Source organism: Pontibacter toksunensis (assembly GCF_042686245.1).
Lineage (GTDB): Bacteria > Bacteroidota > Bacteroidia > Cytophagales > Hymenobacteraceae > Pontibacter > Pontibacter toksunensis.
Genome location: NZ_JBHUOX010000001.1, coordinates 104,476 through 128,287, shown reverse-complemented (window position 1 = coordinate 128,287; position 23,812 = coordinate 104,476). Strand labels below are relative to the sequence as shown.

Annotated in this window: 21 protein-coding genes; 16 read left to right on the top strand and 5 right to left on the bottom strand. The window is 43.6% G+C overall.

Annotated features, from left to right (window positions below):
* Nucleotide 1: 1 nt before the first annotated feature.
* From ACFS7Z_RS00580 to ACFS7Z_RS00545, 8 genes are all read left to right on the top strand, one after another.
* Nucleotides 2–1,123: a DegT/DnrJ/EryC1/StrS family aminotransferase gene (locus tag ACFS7Z_RS00580; RefSeq protein ID WP_377479275.1), complete on the top strand. Its 1,122-nt coding sequence runs from the start codon at nt 2–4 to the stop codon at nt 1,121–1,123.
* A gap of 78 nt (nt 1,124–1,201) precedes the next feature.
* A complete protein-coding gene (locus tag ACFS7Z_RS00575) occupies nt 1,202–1,963 on the top strand; it encodes a class I SAM-dependent DNA methyltransferase (protein ID WP_377479271.1) in 762 nt (253 codons plus the stop codon).
* A complete protein-coding gene (locus ACFS7Z_RS00570) occupies nt 1,960–3,156 on the top strand; it encodes a glycosyltransferase family 4 protein (RefSeq protein WP_377479269.1) in 1,197 nt (398 codons plus the stop codon). Before ACFS7Z_RS00575 ends, ACFS7Z_RS00570 begins: the two co-directional genes overlap by 4 nt.
* Before the next feature lie 424 nt (nt 3,157–3,580).
* On the top strand, nt 3,581–4,423 hold the full coding sequence (locus ACFS7Z_RS00565; protein ID WP_377479266.1) for a glycosyltransferase family 2 protein: 843 nt from the start codon (nt 3,581–3,583) through the stop codon (nt 4,421–4,423).
* Nucleotides 4,424–4,725: 302 nt separating this feature from the next.
* Nucleotides 4,726–5,649, top strand: coding sequence for an O-antigen ligase family protein (locus tag ACFS7Z_RS00560; protein ID WP_377479263.1), 924 nt, complete (start codon nt 4,726–4,728; stop codon nt 5,647–5,649).
* Nucleotides 5,612–6,664, top strand: a complete 1,053-nt coding sequence (locus tag ACFS7Z_RS00555; RefSeq protein ID WP_377479259.1) for a glycosyltransferase family 4 protein — start codon at nt 5,612–5,614, stop codon at nt 6,662–6,664. Before ACFS7Z_RS00560 ends, ACFS7Z_RS00555 begins: the two co-directional genes overlap by 38 nt.
* Nucleotides 6,654–7,475, top strand: a complete 822-nt coding sequence (locus ACFS7Z_RS00550) for a glycosyltransferase family 2 protein (protein WP_377479255.1) — start codon at nt 6,654–6,656, stop codon at nt 7,473–7,475. The genes ACFS7Z_RS00555 and ACFS7Z_RS00550 overlap by 11 nt, the downstream gene beginning before the upstream one ends.
* A 641-nt stretch (nt 7,476–8,116) precedes the next feature.
* The gene (locus ACFS7Z_RS00545; RefSeq protein ID WP_377479252.1) at nt 8,117–8,815 is read left to right on the top strand and encodes an O-antigen ligase family protein; all 699 of its coding nucleotides are present in this window, start codon (nt 8,117–8,119) and stop codon (nt 8,813–8,815) included.
* A 29-nt stretch (nt 8,816–8,844) separates the two neighbouring features.
* On the opposite strand, the gene ACFS7Z_RS00540 is transcribed toward ACFS7Z_RS00545, so the two are convergent.
* Entirely contained in the window at nt 8,845–10,335 is a 1,491-nt protein-coding gene (locus ACFS7Z_RS00540; protein WP_377479249.1) for a sugar transferase, read from the bottom strand.
* A gap of 414 nt (nt 10,336–10,749) precedes the next feature.
* Between ACFS7Z_RS00540 and hisS the strand changes: the two genes are divergently transcribed.
* The 5 genes from hisS (at nt 10,750) to ACFS7Z_RS00515 (ending at nt 17,192) form a co-directional block, all read left to right on the top strand.
* Nucleotides 10,750–12,144 (top strand): histidine--tRNA ligase, encoded by a 1,395-nt coding sequence (hisS, locus tag ACFS7Z_RS00535; protein WP_377479246.1) that lies wholly within the window; start codon nt 10,750–10,752, stop codon nt 12,142–12,144.
* A gap of 4 nt (nt 12,145–12,148) precedes the next feature.
* Nucleotides 12,149–13,639, top strand: a complete 1,491-nt coding sequence (gene hutH / locus ACFS7Z_RS00530) for a histidine ammonia-lyase (RefSeq protein ID WP_377479243.1) — start codon at nt 12,149–12,151, stop codon at nt 13,637–13,639.
* A 104-nt stretch (nt 13,640–13,743) separates the two neighbouring features.
* Nucleotides 13,744–15,651, top strand: a complete 1,908-nt coding sequence (locus ACFS7Z_RS00525; RefSeq protein WP_377479240.1) for a gliding motility-associated C-terminal domain-containing protein — start codon at nt 13,744–13,746, stop codon at nt 15,649–15,651.
* 193 nt (nt 15,652–15,844) lie between these two features.
* On the top strand, nt 15,845–16,180 hold the full coding sequence (locus ACFS7Z_RS00520) for a YbaB/EbfC family nucleoid-associated protein (RefSeq protein WP_377479237.1): 336 nt from the start codon (nt 15,845–15,847) through the stop codon (nt 16,178–16,180).
* Nucleotides 16,170–17,192, top strand: a complete 1,023-nt coding sequence (locus ACFS7Z_RS00515; protein ID WP_377479234.1) for a glycosyltransferase family 2 protein — start codon at nt 16,170–16,172, stop codon at nt 17,190–17,192. The genes ACFS7Z_RS00520 and ACFS7Z_RS00515 overlap by 11 nt, the downstream gene beginning before the upstream one ends.
* On the opposite strand, the gene ACFS7Z_RS00510 is transcribed toward ACFS7Z_RS00515, so the two are convergent.
* Nucleotides 17,187–17,405, bottom strand: coding sequence for a PspC domain-containing protein (locus tag ACFS7Z_RS00510; protein WP_377479231.1), 219 nt, complete (start codon nt 17,403–17,405; stop codon nt 17,187–17,189). The two genes, ACFS7Z_RS00515 and ACFS7Z_RS00510, sit on opposite strands and share 6 nt — an antisense overlap.
* Before the next feature lie 227 nt (nt 17,406–17,632).
* On the opposite strand from ACFS7Z_RS00510, the gene ACFS7Z_RS00505 reads away from it, so the two are divergent.
* The gene (locus ACFS7Z_RS00505) at nt 17,633–19,324 is read left to right on the top strand and encodes a tetratricopeptide repeat protein (RefSeq protein WP_377479227.1); all 1,692 of its coding nucleotides are present in this window, start codon (nt 17,633–17,635) and stop codon (nt 19,322–19,324) included.
* Between the two features lie 88 nt (nt 19,325–19,412).
* Complete coding sequence (locus tag ACFS7Z_RS00500) at nt 19,413–20,399, top strand: pyruvate dehydrogenase complex E1 component subunit beta (RefSeq protein ID WP_377479225.1); 987 nt, start codon at nt 19,413–19,415, stop codon at nt 20,397–20,399.
* An 86-nt stretch (nt 20,400–20,485) separates the two neighbouring features.
* Here the strand turns inward: ACFS7Z_RS00500 and ACFS7Z_RS00495 are convergent, their stop codons facing one another.
* From ACFS7Z_RS00495 to ACFS7Z_RS00485, 3 genes are all read right to left on the bottom strand, one after another.
* Complete coding sequence (locus ACFS7Z_RS00495) at nt 20,486–21,394, bottom strand: YihY/virulence factor BrkB family protein (protein ID WP_377479222.1); 909 nt, start codon at nt 21,392–21,394, stop codon at nt 20,486–20,488.
* A gap of 132 nt (nt 21,395–21,526) precedes the next feature.
* Nucleotides 21,527–22,213 carry a nitroreductase family protein gene (locus tag ACFS7Z_RS00490; protein ID WP_377479219.1) on the bottom strand — a complete coding sequence of 229 codons (687 nt, stop codon included), beginning with the start codon at nt 22,211–22,213 and terminating at the stop codon, nt 21,527–21,529.
* A gap of 43 nt (nt 22,214–22,256) precedes the next feature.
* Nucleotides 22,257–22,970, bottom strand: coding sequence for a class I SAM-dependent methyltransferase (locus ACFS7Z_RS00485; RefSeq protein ID WP_377479216.1), 714 nt, complete (start codon nt 22,968–22,970; stop codon nt 22,257–22,259).
* 233 nt (nt 22,971–23,203) lie between these two features.
* Here ACFS7Z_RS00485 and ACFS7Z_RS00480 point away from each other — a divergent pair, with 233 nt between their 5' ends.
* Nucleotides 23,204–23,737 (top strand): DinB family protein, encoded by a 534-nt coding sequence (locus ACFS7Z_RS00480; RefSeq protein WP_377479212.1) that lies wholly within the window; start codon nt 23,204–23,206, stop codon nt 23,735–23,737.
* Nucleotides 23,738–23,812 lie beyond the last annotated feature (75 nt).

Sequence of the window (23,812 nt, the reverse complement as noted above, 5' to 3'; positions counted from 1 at the left end):
AATGAGCGCTTTTATCCCAGTAAACGAACCATTGCTTAACGGCAATGAAAAGAAGTACTTGATTGAGTGTATAGACACGGGCTGGATATCTTCAGAAGGTCCATTCATCAAAAAATTTGAGGAGTCAGTTGCCGAGCAGGTAAGCAGAAAGTTTGGTATTGCTGTGAGCAATGGCTCCGTTGCTCTAGATGCTGCTGTTTTAGCGTTAGGTATAGGAAAAGGTGACGAAGTCATTATGCCTACCTTCACTATCATATCATGTGCCGCTGCCATTGTGAGAGCAGGAGCTGTTCCTGTGCTTGTAGACGCTGATCCGCTTACATGGAACATGGATGTGAATCAGATAGAGACAAAAATCACGAAAAGAACAAAAGCAATCATGGTGGTTCACATCTATGGATTACCAGTTGATATGGATCCTATTCTGAACCTTGCCTCCAAACATGGATTAAAAGTAATTGAGGACGCTGCTGAGATGCATGGGCAGACATACAAGGGTAAGCCTTGCGGTTCGTTTGGAGACATAAGCACTTTCAGTTTTTATCCGAACAAGCACATCACCACCGGCGAAGGCGGAATGATACTGACTGATGATCCCATTCTGGCTGAGAAATGCAGATCCCTGCGGAATCTATGTTTCAAACCTGAAAAAAGGTTCGTCCATGACGAACTTGGCTTCAACTTCAGGATGACAAACTTACAGGCGGCTCTGGGACTTGCACAGTTGGAGCGGTTAGAGGAGTTTGTCCAGAAAAAACGTGCCATGGGAGCTTCTTACCACGCGCTGCTGGAAGTAACAAACGGCATCCAAACCCCCATAAGAAAGACAGACTATGCTGATAACATTTACTGGGTGTTCGGAATAGTGCTGGATGAGGAAAAAGGCTATAATGCTGAAGAGGCTATGAAACGGCTGGCTTCTTTAGGTGTTGGTTCCCGTCCTTTTTTTTATCCAATGCACTTACAGCCAGTTTTTAAAAAGATGGGCTTGTTTAAAGATGAAGTATATCCTGTAGCTGAAAATATAGCGGAGCGTGGTTTCTATGTTCCCAGCGGGTTAGCAATTACAGAAGAACAGATAGCTGTGGTCTCAGAAAAACTGAAAGAGGTTTTACAATCTTAATCTTCTTCTATTGCTCTTTTTTAGAATGTGCAATAAAGCAACTTCAATATAAATCAAATACTTCTTTAAAAATAAAAAATGCCTGTTTTCAAAGATTATGCTGCTTATTACAACTTACTCTATAAAGACAAAGAGTATGATAAAGAGGCAAACTACATCATTAACTTTATACAATGCTTCCATGAAACCGCTGAGACAATTTTGAATCTAGGATGTGGAACAGGAAAGCATGACTACATCTTTGCTGAGAAGGGTTATGATGTTACCGGAGTAGACATGTCGGCAGGCATGATTGATATAGCAAAAGAAAGTGCTAAAGAAAGGAACCTGAAAGGCAGCGTAGATTTTGTGGAAGGAGACATCCGGGAAATAAAGTTAAACAGAGAATATGATGTTGTATTAGCTTTATTTCATGTTATGAGCTACCAGACATCCAATGAAGATTTACTAAGTGCTTTTGAAACAGCCTATACCCATTTAAAGCCAGGTGGAATACTAATCTTCGACTGCTGGTATGGCCCTGGTGTTTTATCTGATCCGCCCGTAGTAAGAGTAAAGCATTTGGAGAATGAAAATCTGGAAGTCAAGAGAATTGCACAGCCTCAGTCGCACCCCAACGAAAATGTGATTGATGTAAATTATACTATGATTATTAAAGAAAAAAAAACAGGGCAATACTCAGAGATAACCGAAAAGCACCGGATGCGGTATTTGTTCAAGCCTGAACTTGATTTATATTTTGAAAAGGCAAACTTTAATCTACTCCATTTCAGCGAGTGGCTGAAAGAAGAAGAACCAGGCTTAAATTCTTGGAATGCTTGCTTTGTGTTGAAGAAATGAAGAAGATAGGTTTATTCTTAGATTCCGAACCCTACTCAGGTGGAGTGTTTCAGTACAATCAATCCATCATTGATGCGCTGGAAAGTCTACCAAAAGAGGAGTATCAAGTCTATGTCATTTATACCAAGGATGCCTGGCGAAACTATCTACAGCAATATAATTTTATAACTAGGTATGTCTTCATCAGTAACGTTGATAAGCTTATAAGCAGGGTCGGAAGAAATTATTTTCTCAATAGCTGGAGAAAAATGTCTCCATATGTTCATTCCCTGTATAAGACCATTAACAGTCTGCAGTGTGATCTATGGGTTTTTCCTACACAAGACCACTATAGCTACCAACTTGATGTGAATGCTATAACCAGCATTCATGATTTAATGCACCGTTATGAAGATTTCCCAGAAATAGTTCAAAATGGAGAGTTTCAACTAAGGGAAAGGCTTTTTTCTAATATAGCAAAATATTCAGGGGCAGTTTTAGTGGATTCAGAATGCGGGAAAGAACAGGTTGTAGAAAGCTATGGCACTGACAAATCAAAGATTTTCGTTCTCCCTTACGTAGCTCCTCCTTATATTTTTGAGGAGGAGGCTGATGACTTCAATGAAAAATACCAACTGCCAGACAAATTTTTATTCTATCCTGCACAATTTTGGGAACATAAAAACCATGATAATCTTTTCAATGCCTTATCTGAGGTAAAGAAAACATATAATGACATAAAGCTGGTTTTGGTTGGCAGCAAAAAGAACGGATATAGCAAAGCCATGTCAATTGTAAAAAAGTTAGACTTAGAGGCTAACATACTCCATTTAGGATATGTTGAAGATAAATATATTCCCACCTTATATAAGCGTGCAAGAGCACTGATTTTGCCTACGTTTTTTGGACCAACAAACATTCCCCCCTTAGAAGCAATGGCATTGAAGTGTCCTATGGCAGTATCTGGCATTTACGGAATGATAGACCAAAGTCAGGATGCTGCGCTCTATTTTAACCCGCGTTCTGTGCAGGACATAAGTTCTAAGATGAAGCTATTATGGGAAGATGATACCCTGTGCTTTGATCTTGCTGAAAAAGGACTGGCACAGTTTCAGAAGTGGAATCAGCGTCATTTCAATACGAAATTTAAAGCGATTGTCGAAGAAAGGGTAAATGTAGCGGAGGACAAGAAGCCAAAATTGACTAGAGCTTAAATCAAACTTATTCAATTTCTGAAAAGCCTCAAATTTAAGACATGGGTAGAACAGAAAAAGCTCTTCACAACAACGATAAGTAATTCTGAAAAAAGAGACACATTTTTAGTAGTGGCTCATCCTATAGTAGAGCGGCCTTAATGCTTCTACAGTATTTCCACAATAAATTCTTTAAAGAATTCTTCTGGAGAATAAGCCTATCACTCTCTACCTTGCTAGAAGTCACAATGACTCTTTATTTACTTTCATGCTAGATTCCGTTGGTTTTCATCGATACCTTTGCAATTTGCTGGTTCGATTGAATGTACAGACAGGGTTTTTTGTTCTTCAGTGGTGCCTCAAGCAGAGCTTAATTAGATAAACAAACTTTTTGTAGGATTACCCATAGGTACAGGTTCTACAGTAACAGTATAAAAATCAAAAGATGAAAGAAGGAGGCTACCGTTTAAGCAAGCCATCTAAGTCAAACAGAAATTTATCAGATGGATTAGTAGTTTCTATCATAACTGTGGTATATAATGGTGAGAGCTATTTAGAACATACCATACAAAGTGTTTTGAATCAGACTTACAAAAACATAGAATATATTATAGTAGATGGTGGCTCAACAGACAACACTTTAGAAATCATAAAGAAACATGAAGATAAAGTAGCCTACTGGAGAAGCGAGCCAGATAAAGGTATAAGCGATGCATTCAATAAAGGAATTGCTTTTGCAACAGGTGACCTTATTGGTATTATAAATGCGGATGATTGGTATGAGCCTGATGCAGTTTCTTCAGTTGTAGCAAAGTATAAGCCTGGTATTGTATTGCACGGTAACTTACAGTACTGGAAAGAAGATGGCAGCAGAGGGATGAATGTTTCCCCCAATGCAAACCTGCTTAAGCAGGAAATGACTATCAATCATCCTACCGTTTTCATAGATAAGGAGGTGTACCATAAGCTAGGATCTTTTGATACCAGTTATAAGTTTGCAATGGACTATCACCTTCTCTTAAGAATACTACATGCAGGGGTTCCTTTCATTTATGTAAATAAGACGCTTGCTAATATGAGGCTTGGAGGGTTTTCCTCCAATTGGATTGACAGTTATAGAGAAACAAAAAGAGCAAAGGAAGAAATTCTTAAGCCAAGTTTAAAGCATCATGCTGTTTATCTTTGGCAGGTATTACGCCGAAGAGCATCAGAATCAATGGAAAATTCTCCTCTTTCTTTCATAAATGAATTTTACCGCAGGCATTTTTCTCCGATGAGAAAAATGTAGTTAGATTTTGGAATGTATTAGGTAAACAGAAGAATTTGGAGTCCTCATTCGATAGTAATGCAGTTGTAAAAATCAACAGAAGTTATTTTATCATAATTCTGTTGTGCTTTGGCGCCTTATTTATCAAAAACCCTAAGATATATGGTATAGCCATTACGGATGTGTCTATTGTTATAGGGCTTCTGATAGCTGCTACCTATTCCTTTTCTTCAAAGATAAAAGTCTCCAACCTCCTTTTATTAGGGCTCTGTGTTTCCTTTATTCTCTACGAAGGGATCGGCATTTTTAAAGTCCCTGACAACATGAAGTTCCTTTTATATTACGCCAGAGTTATCAAGTCATTTCTTGTAGGGTTTCTTGGCTATCTGTTCTTCCAAAGGTTAAGTACAGATTTGCAGTACAAGGCCATCAGGTTCTTCTTTTTTCTAGCCATTATATCCATTCTTCTGGACACGGTATACTCCCTCTATTACTACACCACTATTGGGACCGATAAAAGCGTATGGGCACTCTACAGTGCATTAAAGGTAAGTTTCCTCTATGCAGATAAAAATATGGTCGCCTTCACCATTTCACTGTTAATGGTGCTGTCAAACAGGTTCTTCAACCGAAGGTACATGTTTTTTCTTTGGTTCCTGACGATTGTTTCTCTTTCCAGGAGTGGTATATTAGTAAACACGATACTCCTCTTCTACTTCATGGGCTTTAGACTAATAAAGCCATCCTTGCTCATAGCCTTACTGATAACACTGATCTTTTCTGTAATATTAGTTTATGCCTTAGACTTAAGCCAGATGTTTATGGACCGCCTTAGCCTGAATAAGGATCTAAGTATGCAGGGGCGATTAGGGCTTCAGAAGATGGGCATTGCTATGTGGCTTGATGCTCCTTTAACAGGGCAGGGTCTTAGTGGCTTTGAACAAAACTTCTTTGATTTTTATGAAGGTGGAGAGGAAACTCCTTTCCCACATAACTTTTACATTTACATACTTTCAGAACAAGGGCTAGTTGGTTTCATGTTGCTATCGGCCATCTTCCTAATTATATGGCTTAAGCTGTTCAAAAAGCAACTAGGCATGTTAATTGGGGCTTACCTGATGTTTGGAATGTTTTTGTTTAACATGTCGGAATACCATTTTTTCTTTTTAGTAGGTTTGCTTCTTGCTTTCAAACCAAAACCAGAACCACTTGAAAATAGCTTATTTCCTACCATCTCTGGCCAATAAAGGACCTGTTATTGTAGTAAGAGACATCGTTTCTCACCTTAAAAACTTAGCCGAAATTGATGTCTATTATTTTGACCCAATAGAGGAAGTAATAATGGGTTGCAGCACGCGCCGCATCAGCATGTTCGAAAGCATTGACTTTGAGAAATATGATATTCTGCACTCCCACATGCTCCGCCCAGATGCATACTTATACCTCCACCAACGGAAGATAAAAGGGAAACGAATCAGTACCCTTCACAATTATGTTGAAGCAGATCTGAGGAACAGCTACAATGGTATTATTTCTTTTACATTTACAAAGCTGTGGAAACTTTTGCTGAGTAAACATGACCTACTTGTTGCGCTTTCAGCTCATATGAAAGACTATTACCTCAACCTTTATGGTAACAAAAAAGTCTCTCATATATACAATGGACGCAATGTGAACAAAGCAGAAAGTGCTTCTATTTCGAAGGAAGATGTAGAAGTTATCATGAATTTCAAAGGTAATTCGCTGTTGCTTGGTGCTGCTGCGGAACTTACTGATAGAAAAGGAATTGACCAGTCTCTATACTTACTGGCACAGAATCCAGAACTGAAACTTTTAATTGTTGGTGACGGGCCAAGAAAAAAATTTCTTACTGATCTATCCATAAAGTTGCAGGTACATGACAGATGCCTTTTCCTGGGGTATAGGCACAACGGTTTTCGGTACTACCGTTTTTTTGATATCTATGCCATGACTTCAAGGTCAGAAGGATTTCCTCTTGCACTGATAGAAGCTGCTGCTTTTGGTTTGCCCACCCTTTCATCTGACTTACCTGTTTTTAAGGAAACCTTCACAGATAAAGAGGTTTCTTTTTATCTTTTAGAGAATATAGATAGTATGCAGCAGGCTTTTGAGAAATTAGTAAAGAACAGGAAAGAGTATTCCACAAACATATGTTCTAAATATTTCCGGTGCTATACAGCACAGACGATGGCCTTAAACTATCTGGAAACTTACAAAAAGCTAATAGGAAGTGAAGTATAGTATTACAGCCTCCATTGTAACGTATAACAATAACAGAGAGGTACTGCAGCAGGCAGTAGAAAGTTTTCTAAACACTGAATTGCCCGTACACCTGTTTATAATTGACAACTCCCCTACTGACGCACTTAAAAACATTTGTGCAGACTTACGCTGCACGTATGTCTTCAACAATGCAAATTTAGGGTTTGGGGCGGCACATAATATTGCCATGCGCCTGGTAATGGATTCTTCGGAATACCACCTTGTTTTAAATCCAGATGTATATTTCGAAGCCGGTACATTAGAGAAGCTATATGTATTTATGCAAACCCACTCCGGTGCAGGATTGGTTATGCCCAAAGTTCTTTATCCAGACGGTTCTATCCAGCACCTGTGTAAGCTGCTACCTTCTCCTTCAGATCTCTTCCTGAGGCGCTTTATGAAATGGAACAAAGATACACTAGAGAAAAGCAACCACACCTTTGAGTTACGCTTTACAGGATACAACAAACTGATGAGCGTTCCTTACCTTTCGGGATGTTTCATGTTTCTAAGAACATCCGCATTGAAAAAGGTTGGCTTGTTTGATGAGCGGATCTTTATGTATTCAGAAGATGCAGACCTTTCCCGCAGAATGCATCAGCAATTTGACACTTTGTTTTATCCGGAGGCAGTTATATACCATCATTTCGAGAAGGGTTCTCACAAAAGCCTTAAACTGCTGTGGTATGCTGTTCACGGCAACTGCATATACTTTAATAAGTGGGGCTGGTTCTTTGACAAAGAGCGAAACAGAATCAACAGTGCTGTACTTGCTAACCTCTCCTCCTGATGTTAAAAGAAGAAAAAGTTGCCACTCTTTATGGCTATGGCTTGGCAGCACTGGCAGCCTCTCTACCTTTTTATACAAAAATAAGCAGCACCATCAGCATTATTATACTTTTACTTTGGGTATATGAAGGTAACTGGCAATATAAATGGCAGGCACTCAAAAAGAGTAGTTGGGTACAGCTTTTCTTAGGGTTTTATTTTTTACATGCCTTTAGCCTGTTATACACCCAGAACCTGTCAGCAGGTGTTTTTGACCTAGAGAAGAAGTTGTCGCTACTCTTGTTTCCACTTATTATCGGGACCAGCAGTTCTGTAAGTAAAGATGTTCATTTAAGAACTAGGGTGCACTCCTGGTTTATACTATCCTGCGTTGCAGCTCTTGTTTATTGCTTAGGCCATGGTGTGTATCGGTTTCTAGAAGGTATTCCTCCTACACTCTCTGTCTATGGAGGCTTTGAGGCAACACAAAAGTTTAAGAATGCGAATGAGGGAGCATCTGATTTATGGGAATACATTACATACTCAGAACTCTTAACACCGTTGCGGCTGCACCCTACCTATGCAGCCATGTATCTGCTGCTGGCTGTTTGTATACTGCTGGAGCAAATCTTGCAACCTTCCTTCTTGCTCAACAGACGAAGGATGTCACTGCAACTCTTCCTATTCATTTTTCTCTCCATCTCAATTTTTTTCCTTGCCTCACGAATAGCAATAGTTTTATACATCGTTATTCTGCCATTACTGCTATTAAAGCATGTCTGGCACCGTTTATCCTGGTATAGTATAGTAGCAGGCTGTGCAACGGTGGTACTTATATTCTTTGCTATTGTCAATTATGTACCCGTAGTAAAGCACCGCTTTGCAAATGATATAAACTTAGCAGGCAAAGCCTACGAAAGCGATAATCCTGGAACAGGCATGATGATGAGGCTGGTCTTTTGGAGAACAGCCATAGAGGTAATTGAGCAGAATCCCTTATTTGGCGTAGGCACAGGAGACGGTCAGGATGCATTGGATATTCATTATGAAGAAAGAAACCTTAATAGCCTGCTTGGTTATAACCCCCATAACCAGTACCTCCACACAGGAGTTATGCTTGGTTTGATTGGCACATTCTATTTATTGTTGACGCTGCTGCTCCCTTCGATAGTGGCCTTTCGTAGGGGCGACACCATATACCAGATATTTTTACTGATAATTTCTGTCTCCTTTCTCACAGAATCAGTACTACAGGGAAATAAAGGGATAGTATTTTATGCCCTCTTCAATGCTCTTTATTTCTTCTACTATTCGCCCTACGAAGTATCAGGAATGAAAAAAGGAGCTAGTAAAGATTACTAGCTCCTTTTTTCATAATAGTCAATTTTGGTTTACATTCCTTTAAATCGCAATACCACGCTTATGGTTTTAAGTATAACCTTGATATCTAGCAAGAATGACCTGTTTTTCAAATAATAGAGGTCATACTGCACCTTCATCAAAGCATCATCAGTATTAGAACCATACTTATAAATTGCTTGTGCCCAACCAGTGATGCCTGGCTTTGCCAGATGGCGCGTGTCGTAAAAAGGAATTTCCTGCTTTAATTGCTCCACAAAAACAGGGCGCTCAGGCCGTGGTCCAATAAGACTCATATCTCCTTTCAGCACACTCCAGGCTTGAGGCAACTCATCTATACGTGATCTCCGTAAAATTTTTCCTATGGGTGTAATACGGCAATCGTTCTTTTGAGCCCAGGCTGCGCCATCTTTTTCAGCATCAATTACCATTGAACGAAATTTGGTAATCTTAAAGGTCTTGCCATATAACCCTACCCGCTCCTGTGAATAGAATAACGGGCCTTTGCTAAACAACATATTGGCAAGGTAAATAAGAGGCAGGAAAAACAGGCAAGCCATTACGCCACAGATTCCGAATACCAGATCTGTGGCTCTATTGAAAACCTGATAGGCATTTTTAAAATGTTTGTTGTTATAAGGGAAAGAAAGATAAAAGTCTCTTCCGGAATTATGTACCAGTACTCTCCCTGTAAGTTCTTCGTAAAAATCGCTTAACGAAGTCACATCTATACCTTTCATGCGGCACTTTGTTAATTCAAGCAAAAAGCGATTGCTGCTTTCATCATTTAAGGAGTCACTCACGATAATTTCATCTACTTTCAAACGCTTCATGAGTCTTGGAAGGTCATGAATTTTTTGAAGTATGCGAACACCCTTATAGCTCGATCCAGTAACCGTCTCATCTAGCAACCCCACAACCTTATATCCCAGGTGATAATTGAATATATCTCCGTTAGCGAAAACATCTATCAGTGCCTGACTTGGCCAACCGGAGCCTACAATGATTACACGCTTTAAAAAAAGTGGTCTGATGAGCAACCGGGTGTAAACATACCTCCAGGTGATGAGGGACAAGACTGTATTGATATAAAAAAGAAATATAAATAGCCTGGAATCTGGTAGCGCAGGTGTATACCATGGCAGAAGCAAGTAGCACCCCACTGTTAGTGTAGATGCTATGAGAATGTTTTTCACTATGGTGTAAAACTTATTAACCTTCTCAAGGTTATAAAGGTCAAACACATAGGAGAAAAAGCTCCAGTAGACAGTAACGGCTATAAACCAAGGCCAATACTGCTGAAAAGCCTCTGCTAACGTTAAATGTGATATAAAAGATCTGCTATAGATAAAGGTTGCTAGCAAAATCAGCAACAAGTCAACCGTGAATAGCAGGTACTTCCTATCTGTAACTTCAAAAGCAAAAGACTTCTTGTTGCTAAAGAGGAAGAGGAGCAGCTTCTGCAACAAAGCTGGTTTAACTAAGTTTGTTTGTTTGGTTTGGGTTGTGGCAGTGATATTCATGTAACATGGTATTTAAAACCGTTTCTCTATGAGGTGTCTTTTATTTCACCAAACCTAGGACCCAGTTCATGTATCAAGGGTTGCTTGAGCAATAAAATAAATAATTGCTTTTGTATCCTTTCTTTTAAAGGTCCAAAATAAGTGATAAATGTATAGTTAAAAAAATATATTTACTCATTGTTAAAACTTTATTTTTTGCATATTGAAAGCCCCCTTCATCTACAAATAGTTTTAGATGTTGCTGATACCCCCTGCTCTTATCTGTACTTTATCATGAAGGCTTTAACCTTATCATTATAACCTATAGCTAAACGAAAAAGGAGGTAGATTATGATATGTTCCTACTTCTAATAAATACCCATTCACATTATTAATTAAGCTTTTAGTAACTTGCGCCTGCAAAACAGCATGAGCATGAGTAAAGAAAAACCATCTATACCGAAAGGAACACGTGATTTCGGTCCGGCTGTCGTGGTCAGGAGAAACTACATATTTAGCGTCATCAGGCGCACTTTTGAGAAGTTTGGCTACCTGCCCCTAGAAACACCCGCTATGGAACAACTGTCGGTGCTCACAGGCAAGTATGGGGATGAGGGAGACCAACTTATTTTTAAGATCCTGAATTCCGGTGATTTTCTGGCTAAGACAAACCATTCAGATATTGAGCAGGGACACAAGCACCTGACTTCTAAAATTACCGAGAAAGCCCTCCGCTACGACCTGACGGTGCCTTTTGCGCGCTATGTGGTGATGAACCGCAATGACATCACCTTCCCTTTCAAACGTTACCAGATACAGCCTGTATGGCGCGCCGATCGTCCTCAAAAAGGGCGTTACCGCGAATTCTACCAGTGCGATGCCGATGTGGTGGGCACCGATTCGCTGCTGTGTGAGGCAGAGATTGTGCAAATGGTAAACGAAGTGCTGACAACCATAGGGCTAACGGATTTTACCATCAAGATAAACCACAGAGGTATATTGGCTGGTATAGCGGAAGCGATTGGAGAAAAAGGGCGTGAGGGAGACATTTGCGTAGCCATAGATAAACTTGACAAAATCGGGCAGGAAGGTGTGCGGAAAGAACTCTTGGAGCGTGGAATTTCAGAAGAGGCCGTTACTAAACTAGAGCCTCTCTATACATTAGAGGGAAGTAACAAGGCTATTTTAGAGCAGCTGCAAACAATATTAGGTGAAACAGCAGAAGGTCAGCGGGGACTGAAGGATTTATATGATGTCTGGCGTTACCTCAGCAGGCTGAATAGTAGCGCGCTGACTGCGCAGAACGAATCTGGTAACCCGCGCCTGATGCTGGATGTAACGCTGGCAAGGGGCCTCTCCTACTACACCGGCTGTATTTTCGAAGTGAAGGTAAATAATGTGAGTATGGGCAGCATCAGCGGTGGTGGCCGTTATGATAACCTCACGGGCATGTTTGGCCTTCAGGGGGTATCTGGTGTAGGTTTCTCCTTTGGTGTAGACCGCATCTACGATGTTATCGAAGAGCTTCAACTGTTCCCTGAAAGTAGCCAGGTTGGCACAAAGGCGCTTATAGTTCAGTTCGACAAAGAGTCTGAAGAATACGCGCTGCCAGTACTGCAGAGGCTGCGTGACGAAGGCATTGCATCAGAGTTATATCCTGAACCTGCCAAACTGAAGAAGCAAATGGGTTATGCTGACCAAAAGAATATTCCTTACGTTATATTGATTGGCTCTGAAGAAATGGCCAGTGGAAAGTTAAAGCTGCGCAATATGGAATTAGGCGAGCAGCAGGACGTGACAGTTGATGAGATAATCAGCCTACTGAAATAAGAGAATGGCAAATGTTCATTACATCTCCAACCAGCACCTTAGCCTGGAAAAAATTGAGGTTATTCTGACAGCGCAGCATAAATTGGCTTTGTCAGAAGAGGCGGAGCAACGCATTGTGCATTGCCACGAGTACCTGCAGCAGAAGGTGAATATTCCCGGCCGGAGTATCTATGGCATCAACACTGGCTTTGGCGCCCTCTGCAACAAGAAGATATCTCACACAGACCTGGAGCAACTGCAACGGAATTTGGTTATGTCGCATGCGTGCGGCACCGGGCGCGAAGTGCCACAGGAGGTAGTGAAACTCATGCTGTTGCTGAAGATTCAGTCCCTGGCTTACGGACATAGTGGTGTACAGCTGAAAACAGTGAAGAGGCTCATTGACTTTTACAACAGGGATATTTACCCGGTGGTATACCAGCAGGGTTCTTTAGGCGCCAGTGGTGATCTGGCACCTTTGGCGCACCTGTGCCTGCCCCTGCTCGGAATGGGCGAAGTCTCCTTTCAAGGGTACAAACTGGCCAGCGAGCACGTGCTGGATATGTTCAGTTGGGAACCGGTAGCGCTGAAAGCGAAGGAAGGATTAGCCCTGCTGAATGGTACACAATTTATGGCTGCGTACGGTGTGTTGGCCCTTCTGCAGGCAAGGCGGTTGTCGCAGCAGGCAGATTTGATTGGAGCTCTTTCACTGGATGCTTTTGATGGGCTGCTGGAGCCTTTCCAAGAACCTATACACCGCCTGCGCCCGCATAAGGGGCAGTTACAGACAGCAGAGGCAGTACGCCACTTGCTCGAAGGCAGTGAATTGACACAGCAGGAAAAGCAGCATGTGCAGGACCCCTACTCATTCCGGTGCCTGCCGCAGGTGCATGGCGCTTCTAAAGATGCTTTAGCATACGCGGAGCAGGTTTTCCTGACTGAAATCAACTCGGTAACAGACAATCCGAATATCTTTCCGGAGGAAGATGAAGTCCTCTCCGGTGGGAATTTTCATGGGCAGCCACTGGCCCTGACGCTGGACTTTATGGCCATCGCGCTGGCAGAACTGGGTAACATTTCAGAGAGACGCATCTATCAGTTAATTTCGGGAGCCCGCAATCTGCCGGAGTTTTTAATAGCAGAGCCAGGGTTGAATTCAGGCTTCATGATAAGCCAGTACACGGCCGCCTCTATTGTGAGCCAGAGCAAGCAACTCTGTACCCCCGCCTCTGTTGACTCCATCTCCTCTTCAAACAACCAGGAGGACCACGTCAGCATGGGCGCAAACGCTGCCACGAAACTATATCAGGTAGTACAAAACCTGGAGCGGATACTGGCCATTGAACTGATGAATGCTGCACAGGCGCTGGAGTTCAGACGCCCACTTAAAACCTCTCAGGTACTGGAAGAGATGGTGGCGCGCTACCGTGAAAAAGTATCTTTTGTTACCACTGATCGGGTGCTGCACAATGATATTAAAGCCAGCATTGACTTTTTAAGGGCTTATTCATTATAAACCGATGCTATATGAGCCAACCGTACGCATTGACTAATTCCACACAATAAATTCCCAGGTGCTGCATTATATCTTTAGTTTCTTTTCACCCTCATCACGCATACTTGAAACACCTGCTGTACATCTTTTTCCTATTCTTCTCCTTTACCTCCTGGGCACAGAACGACAGGTGCTTCAATGCCTATAATCAGCAGGGTCAGGAAGTGGAGGTACTATGTGTAGGCCAGCAGGTAAGGTTCCAGGACTGCGGGGACAAGGTGCCGGATGAGAACGAATACTACCTCTTCAACTATAAAAAGGAGTCTCCTATTCCAACGCCATCCTCTAACATTAAAACCCACACCTATACTACACCAGGAAGGTATAGGGTGCTGCAGATAGCTAATTACGGGGGTAATACCTTAACAGACACGGTGTCTAGGGTGTTCGAGGTCCGGGAAGTACCATCTCCTGTCTTTAGTACCCGAAGCTGCGCCAACGGCACCGTGTCAGTTGACATTACCGAAAGCAGTTTCGACAGCTATACGATAAACTTCGGAGACGGGCAGCCGCCAGTAAGTGCCCTGCCAACGAGTTCTACATTATATACCTATAGTGCTCAGGGAACTTACACTATTACAGTCATCGGGAATTTTATTGGAGGCACATGCTCAGGCATAAGTACCACAGAGGTAATTACATTGCCTCCCGCACCTCAACCTTTTATTCACAACCTGACAGTTGTGCAGCAGGCAGAAAGCGGTCAGATTCAACTGGCGCTACAGAACATGCAGCCAGGGTACAGTTATGTTGTGCAGCAGTGGCAAGGGAACAGCTTTGGTACAATAGATACCCTGAAGAACATGACCCAGACTTCCCTCAACTATACCCTCCAGAATGTGAATACTACAGAAGGCTTGCAATATCTTGTAAAGCCTGTTGATGTGTGCAATACTAGTCTGCCTGTCTCCAACAAGGTCAGTTCGATTGCCCTGGAAGCCACTTCAGGGAACGAACAGATTTCTTTGGACTGGAAAAGCATGCCTTTTACTGGTACTTTCGAAATATATAAAAACGGCTCCCTTTTCCGCACATTACCACCCTCCACACAGTCTTTCGTTGACACGGATGTTAGCTGCGGACAGCCTGATGAGTATGAGATAAGGGGTGTTTCCTCAGACGGCAGTTTGTCTGTATCTGCCAGACAGGAGGTGCAGGCCACATCTACTACCTTACCAGCAGCAGCTTACCTGTTTACCACTTTTGACCTGAACAATAATGTCCTGCTTAACCTGGAGCTCCCACAGGGAGAGACTGCGCAGCAGGTAGTTTTGGAGAGAAGCATGGAAGGAGCTTCGTTTCAGTATTTAAGCCAGGCACCACAAGCAACCTTTACAGACGAAAATGCTGACTTGAAACAGGTATGTTACAGGGCCACCTATACAAATGCCTGCGGCAACACCTCCGCCACCAGCAATGTCTCCTGCCCTATTCTCTTAACTGCGCAAAAGCAGAATAACGGTGCAGCCGTGTTGCTTACCTGGACTGGTTATGAAGGTTTTCCTACGAACGTGAGGCAGTATACAGTGGAACTGCTGGATGAAAGCAACAACATTGTCAGCAGCTACACCTCCACTGGAAACACCTATACCGACAGAGCCCTTAGTGATGAACAGCCGCTGCTTCGTTACCGTATCCGGGCAACGTCAGCAAATGGGGTTGCAATTACCTATTCTAACCTGGTTGTTGTGGAGCAGGATCTGCTGCTGGTTGTGCCTTCGGGCTTTACCCCAAACGGAGACGGCCTGAATGATATATTCACAATCAAAGGCAGGTTATACCAAAGCTATACTATAAAGGTCTATAATAGTTTAGGGCAGGTTATCTATAAAGGTACTGAAGCAGATGCTGGCTGGGACGGAACCTACAAAGGAGAAAGAGTACAAACTGGCGCATATGCATATGAAATTATAGCCCGCAACAGTTTTGGTACTACAAAGCGTCGCTCAGGCACCATTACTCTCCTGCGTTAAAAGGGGGTTGCTGTTATCCAGATGATTTCTTCTGGAAAAAATCATGACCCTTGAGAAAAGGCAGCTAAATGTGGCAGCATCACCATACATGGCTACAATATTTTATAAGCATTGATATGCTTATATTTGCATCGAAACAACAGGCAAAGCAGCCTGAACCTCGTACAGATACATTCACCAAAACAGAAAAACTATGTTTGACATGATGGGCATGATGGGCAAAATGAAGGAAGTCCAGGCCAAGTTAAAGGAAGCACAAGACAAACTACAAGATATAACCGTTACTGCTGAATCGGGTGCCGGGTTAGTGAAGGCAACAGTAAACGGGCAGCGTAAACTCCTGAAGATCGAGATTGATGAGACCATTATGAATGTGAGCGACCGTGAAATGGTCAATGACTTAGTGGTTGCCGCTGTTAACAATGCTATGCTCACAGCCGCAGAACGTGCACAGGAAGAAATGAAAAAAAATACCGAAGGCCTATTGCCAAATATACCTGGCTTAGACTTAGGAAGCTTTGGTCTATAATACCTCTCAAACAGCCATTGTCATCCTTAACTGGAACGGGCTTCGGTATTTACAGGAGTTTCTGCCATCGGTAGTGGAGCACAGCGGGGGCTGCCAGCTAATAGTAGCCGACAATGCCTCCACCGACGGCTCCATCACTTTTTTACAGCACCACTTCCCGCAGGTGCGCATTATTCCATTGCCAGAAAACTATGGCTTCTGCGAAGGATATAACAAGGCTCTCAGGCAGGTAGATGCAACTTACTACGTGCTTTTGAACTCTGATGTGTCTGTGCCTGCAGGGTGGTTACAGCCCATAATAGAATTGATGGACGCTGATACGCGCATCGCTGTTTGCCAGCCAAAAATCAATGCCCGGCAGCACCCGGGTTACTTCGAGTATGCGGGGGCCGGAGGCGGTATGTTAGACACCTTAGGGTATCCATTTTGTCGGGGACGCTTGTTTGAGACACTGGAGGAAGACAGGGGGCAGTATAATGATGTGCAGGAAATATTCTGGGCAACGGGTGCATGTATGTTTGTAAGAGCAGATGTATACCATGCGCTGGGAGGCTTGGAACCTGCTTTTTTTGCCCATATGGAGGAAATAGACTTCTGCTGGCGTGCCAAGAATGCCGGCTACAGGGTCATGTACAACGGCCACAGCCAGGTCTTTCATGTTGGCGGAGGAACGCTGCACAAATCAAACCCACGGAAAACGTACCTGAATTTCAGAAATGGTCTAGCCCTTCTTTATAAGAACATACCTTCAAAAGAGTTTTTAACAACAATGCTTATACGTGTAGTGCTGGATTGGATTGCGGCATTGCGTATGGTAATAGCAGGGCAAAGGAAAGACGCGCAGGCTGTGTTAGACGCACATGCTGATTTGCTGCGCCACAGGCACTACTGGCAAAAACAGAGGAAGGCGCAACAGCACAAAGGAAATTTCCCTAACGTTCCGGGCGTTTACAAAGGCAGTATCGTCTGGAAGTATTTTATCAGGCAGAAAAGGACAGTCCAGGAGTTATAAGTCCCAGATGGTACTGCGTTCACGGCGCCAGTGCTTGTGCACATTCAACCAGAAAGCCAGCATCAGGTAAATAAGCACAGGTGAGCCCATCGTCAGAAAAGACAGGTATATAAATGAAAGGCGGATGCTACTTGTAGCAATGCCAAGCTTATCTCCCAGCATTGTACATACGCCAAATGCCTGAGATTCGATAAAGTATTGCAGTCGCTTCATTTACGTTAAATTTAAATCACTAATTTACGCTTTGTATTACAAAAGCAAAACCAACCCCGCTTGAATTGTAAAGTAAGTAACACCGGAACAGTGATATTGTTTTTAATTACTTTATTTACGTTCAAAGCATATATCAGGATATGCAACAGTATAACAAGAATAAAAGTTTAGTTCTGCTCCTTTCGTTCACCCTCTGTGTTGGCAGTTCCAGTTGCACATTGCAGCGTATGGTCAGAACCGCCGAAAAAAAGCAGGAGGTAACGGCACTACCCAATCCCTTGGCAGCCAATGGCCAGCAGGTTAACTTTGAACTGAGGGCGCAGGTGCCGGAAAAGCTTGTAAGAGACAATCAAACCTACAAGCTTGACATCTACTATGAGTATGGCCTGGAGCGTGAAAATATTGCCACTTACAATTTCCAATTCGGGGAGTTCATTTATGAAGAAGGCGAACCTACCATCACCAGGCAGCTTTCCTTTCCTTATACACCTAAAAAGAAAGAAGGCCGCCTGATGGTGCAGGGGCGTGCCATCGACAACAAGGACGGTGATATTCGCTATACGGATCACAAGCAGGTAGCTACGGGGCTGGTAACAACGCCACTCCTGCTGGTTCGCAATAATGAGTTTGACTTTATACCCGATACCTATAAAGAAAAGGCAAATCAGCCTGCTAAGTTCGCCTTCTTTTTTGAGGAGAACAAAACAGAGCTCCGCAGTAACCTCGGCTCAAGGCTGCAGGTGCTGGACCAGTACGTACTGGATAATGTTGAAGCGCAAAGCATCACCATTACAGCCAGCCAGTCGCCGGACGAGTCCGGGAGCAAACTGGCTGAAAAACGGGCAGAGTCCCTTGAGGACTACTATCGCAAAAAAATAAAGACGCTTGATTACAGCGGCAAGAAAGTCGATATCCGTACAAGCGCACAAAAGGCTGACCTGGATCTGTTGCTTCAGAGGCTGCAGGCCTCTGCCCTCCCAAGTGAGGAAAAAGCGGAAGCCATTGCCATTCTCAGTAGTGATCAGAGCCAGATTGCAAAGCTTAGTGGGCTGAAACAGACAGAGGCTTTCAGCTACATCGAACGCTACATCTATCCCTCTCTTCGCACAGCCAGTGTGGAAATGAACTACAACCGTAGCCGTAAAACTGATTATGAGTTGTATATCCTGGCCAAAAAAATAGCCGAGGAAAAAGCAGATGCAGACCAACTGACGGAAGAAGAGTTGCAATATGCAGCCACGCTTACACCGCTACTGGCGGAAAAGCGCAAGTTCTACGAGGCAGCTGTTAAATCTACAGATAAATGGCCTGCCTACTATAACCTGGGCGTTGTTTACAACGAGATGGCCCGCAAAGACTACAGGCCGGAGGCAAAGAAGGCCTTGCTGGACAAAGCCATCCATAACCTCTCCTTCGCCGGCTTCCGTAACCCTACACCACATGTGTATTACAGCCTGGCCAGCGCCTACCACCAGCGCGGCGATATGCTGGAGGCACTCCAGTATTATGACTTTGCCATCAAACTAGGCCCCGAAGAATCCGTTCTCCAGCGGATTTTCGCCGATAAAGCGGCCCTGGAAATAGAGATTGGCCAGTATGACGAGGCGATTGCCAGCCTGCGCTATGCCGGCGACAGCTACCAGACTAACATGAATCTTGGCCTCAGTTATATGCTGAAGGAGAACTATGAGGGTGCAGAAAGGTACTATACCCGCGCCCTGGAACTGAAGCCGGACGACGCCCTCGCCTACTATAGCATGGCCGTTATAGGTGCACGCACGCAAAACGAGTCGTTGCTGAAGCACGGGCTGATCAGGGCAATACAGGCAGATCGCGCTTACATGGAGCAGGCGCTTGAAGATCCGGAGTTCGATGCTTACAGGAAGAAAGAATCTTTCAGAGACGCATTCAAATTGTAATGCAGGGGCAGAAAACAAGCAAGTACATTGGAAATTGACATAGTTCTTTTAATTTTACTTCCTGAACAGAAGACATAAAAGATTATATATGCGAAGTATACAATTTAGAGAAGCTCTCCGCGAAGCCATGCAAGAGGAAATGCGACGCGATGAACGCGTTTACCTGATGGGTGAAGAAGTAGCTGATTATAATGGAGCTTATAAAGTAAGCCAGGGCATGCTGGATGAGTTCGGTCCGGAGCGCATTATCGACACACCCATTGCCGAACTTGGCTTTGCCGGTATCGGAGTGGGTTCTGCTATAAACGGGCTGCGCCCCATCATCGAGTTTATGACCTTCAACTTCTCGTTGGTAGCGATTGACCAGGTGATTAACTCTGCCGCCAAAATTATGTCTATGTCTGGTGGCCAGTACAGTGCTCCTATGGTTTTCAGGGGCCCAACTGGTAGCGCCGGTATGCTTTCTTCGCAGCACTCTCAGAACTTTGAAAGTTGGTATGCCAACACTCCAGGCTTAAAAGTAATTGTGCCATCCAACCCTTATGATGCCAAGGGACTGCTTAAGTCTGCTATCAGAGACAACAATCCGGTAATTTTTATGGAGTCGGAGCAGATGTACGGCGATAAGGGCGAAGTGCCTGAAGAAGAGTATCTGCTACCGATTGGCGTTGCTGACATCAAGCGCGAAGGCTCTGATGTAACGATCGTATCTTTTGGCAAGATGATGAAAGTAGCACTCGCTGCTGCCGATGAACTGGCGAAAGACGGTGTGAATGCGGAGGTAATTGACCTGCGCACAGTACGCCCTATCGACTATAAAACATTGATTGAGTCTGTTAAAAAGACAAACCGTATGGTAGTGGTGGAAGAAGCTTGGCCACTGGCATCTATCTCTGCTGAACTGGCTTACCACATCCAAAGCAATGCTTTTGACTATATGGATGCCCCGGTGAAGCGCGTGACCTGCCGCGATGTACCGCTTCCCTACGCTCCTACTTTGATAGAAGCCTCACTTCCAAACATAGAGCGCACGATTGACGCCGTGAAACAAGTCATGTATCAGAAGCAAGCTTAATTAAGCTGTTTCGCTCCTTAAAGCAAAAGCGAAGCTCCTATAAAGAGCTTCGCTTTTGCTTTTTAATCTCATTCATCAACCCGTTCCTAATCTTCTGATTCTATCTCCTCTGTGCGCACTCTCACTGCGTTTTCCTGCGGTTTGATGCCCTTGTCGTGCACTTTAGAATACACTTGAGTGAACTCAGCTCCTAGCAGAAAAATAACGGAGGCATAATAAACCCACACCAGAATAAGCACCAATGAACCGGCGGCGCCATAAGAATCTGTAAGCGGATCGTGCTGAAAGTAAATATTTAGAACAAATTTGCCCAGCACAAACAGAACTGCGGTTACAGCAGCACCCACCCATACATTGCGCCACCTTATCTTTGCATCTGGTAGCACTTTAAAAATAACTGCAAAAATGAGAATGCTGATAAAAATAGAAACAGTAACATTGGCGGCAGTCATAAAATAGACGGCTACACCTGTCACTTTCTGCCGCAGGTAGTCATCTATTACACCTAATACAATGTCTACAGAAAGCGACACCAGCAACAGGAAACCCAAACTCACAACAAGCGCCAGAGAAAGCACTCTGTCTATGATGAGTTTCAGCCAGCCTCGCTCTGGTTTCGCCCTTACCTCCCACATAGCATTGATGGAGTCCTGCAGGGCCACGAAAACTGTTGTGGCAGAAAAAACCATAGTAGCAATACCGATGATAGTTCCGATGGTTGTTGAATCTGATTGGCTGGCGTTCTCAATAATACTCTGGATCTGCTTCGCGCTGTTGCGGCCAATTATTCCGCCAACCTGCTGCACCACTTCTCCCCTTACTGCCTCCTCGCCAAAAGCGGCACCTGCAATCCTGATAAGTATAATCAGCACTGCAGGCATGGAAAAGATAGTATAAAAGCCAATGATGGCTGCCCAATCAAGGGGTTTATCATCTGCAAACTCTTTGAAGGTTGTCTTGATGATGTCCCAAGTTGTTAAAAATCCCTGTTTCATGTGCAATAGCTATTTAAAATTCACGCCTGTTGAAGCTTCTTGAATGCGAATAAACAGCAGGCATCAGTTTTTCTATTACGGCACAATGTCCGATAGGTGAATTTATAAACGATGAAATGAAGGGGAAACGCTTTAACAGGGCTTCTGATCATACCATACCGACACCTCCTCCAGGGACTTCCGCTTCAGATCAGGTACCCGTACCGCATCGGCAGGATAACCTACAGGCAAAAGTAAAAATGGACGCTCGTTTTCCGGTCGCTTCAGCAGCTTTGTAAGGAAATTCATCGGGCTAGGAGTATGGGTGAGGGTTACAAGGCCTGCCTGCTGAATGGCTGCTATCAGAAAACCACAGGCAATACCAACCGACTCTGAAACATAATAGTTATTTCGCTTTGTGCCGTCCGGCCTAAAATCATACGCTTTCTTGAACACCACAATCAGGTAAGGCGCAGTTTCCAGAAACGGCTTCTGCCAGTCTGTGCCTAAGGGCGCCAGGTCTTCCAGCCATTCCGGCGTCATGCGGCCATGGTAAGAATCATACTCCTCTTTCTCGGCGGCTGCCCTTATTTGCTTTTTAAGTGACGGATCAGCAACTACGCAAAAAGTCCAGGGCTGCTTATGTGCTCCAGACGGTGCAGTGGAGGCTGTTAGAAGGAGCTGTTCAATCACTTCCTTTGCAACTGGCTTTTCTGCAAAGTCACGGACTGTGCGGCGCTTATCCATCAACTGGTAAAATTCCCGCACGCGCTGCAGAGTCTCTTCCTCTGTTAAATATACAGGATGGTAGGGCACAAAAGGGAAGGGCGATTCTGTCATGGTATAACAAGCTATAAAGAAAGTCAAAATGGAAGGAATGCTGCTACACTTCGGATAGAACCAGGCATGCCAAGTATTCACCAAACTCTCCTTCATACAAAATTTCAAAAGTGAAGCCATGTTGAGTGGAATAGTCTTCCAATATTGCAGGATCAACAAATAACCAGTCGAACCACCCGCTTTCCGCCTCTTTGTAATGCATTTTATATTTTACTTCACCATAGTATCCCGCGTTCAGGTCCAGCAAAACGCCTCCCTCTTCGTCTTCATACATGTACAGAATATCAGATGACTCCAGCAATATCTGGCCGCCTGGTTTCAAAATTCTTTTAGCATGCTCCAGGAAGTGCTCCAGCCCCACCAGGGTACCTGCAATTCCGATACCGTTCATCAGCATCAAAAGCGTATCATACTGTTGTCCTTTCAGCGCAAGCACATCCTGATGCAGCACCTGCTTCACTCCCCGTTGCCGCATCACATCTACAGCCCCAGCCGACACATCCAACGCCGTTACCTCCTGCCCACGCGCTTGTAGTTCAAGGGTATGGCTACCAGCCCCTGCTCCTACGTCCAATACAGCCCCCTTGCAGGCCTCCAATGCAATTAGCTCCAGCTTTGGCATTTCCTTTAGACTTCGGAAAAGATAATGCACCGGAATCACATCATCCTCGGTCAGGTTACTGGCAACCACCACTTCAGCATCTTTCGCCCCTTTCAAATAATCTGCTAAAGCTAGTCCTATAGGGTCTTTTTCCATTTTGTAAGGTCGGTTTGATGCAAGTTCGGAACAAATGTTCTAAGTTAAAATAGCTTTTTAATAATGCAATTAATCACTAAACCATGAATTTGGTGAATACTCATAAAATACAATTATACTACGTTAGTTTTTACTATATATTGCATTGACTTTATCTAGAATAACGGTAGCTTTAAACAATGTTTTTACCTTTCGAGACCATGAGTACAGAGATTTATAGCCATATTGAGCTTATGAATTTAAAACTTGAAGCGAAATACCTTCGGTTGGAGAAATCACGAAACCTGCTTTTGGATGAGTTGGAAGTGCTTGATGAAGGTTTGCTGAACACCCAGACCCAGGAAGGAAAATGGTCAATAATCCAGCATGTGGCACACCTGATTTTGGTGGATAGAGTAACAATGGGCTTTGTGCAACATAAGCTGAGGAAAAAAGAGGAATTAGCCTCCTCTTCCTTTACTAATTACATTAAGTCGTTCCTGCTTAAGCTGGCGCTGCAGTCTGGCCGCAAATACAAAGCCCCTGCTCCTGTAGCCACTGTTCCAGATACAGCCGTGCTTTCAGACCTGCGAAAAGAGTGGGACGATGTACGGTTTACTTTAGAAGATGTACTGACAGAAACACCTGATGAATTGCTGGATAAGTGTCTGTTTAAGCACCCTTTTGCAGGACCTCTTACATTACCCCAAACATTGACATTTCTGCAGGATCACTTTGACCATCACCTCAGAATAATACAGCAACTGAAGCATCAGTTAATTTCTTAGCCCTTTGTTAAAGCTAAATTTCACCATCAGCTTTCTGCACATGCCTGGCAGCACCAATATGGTATAACTTGTATA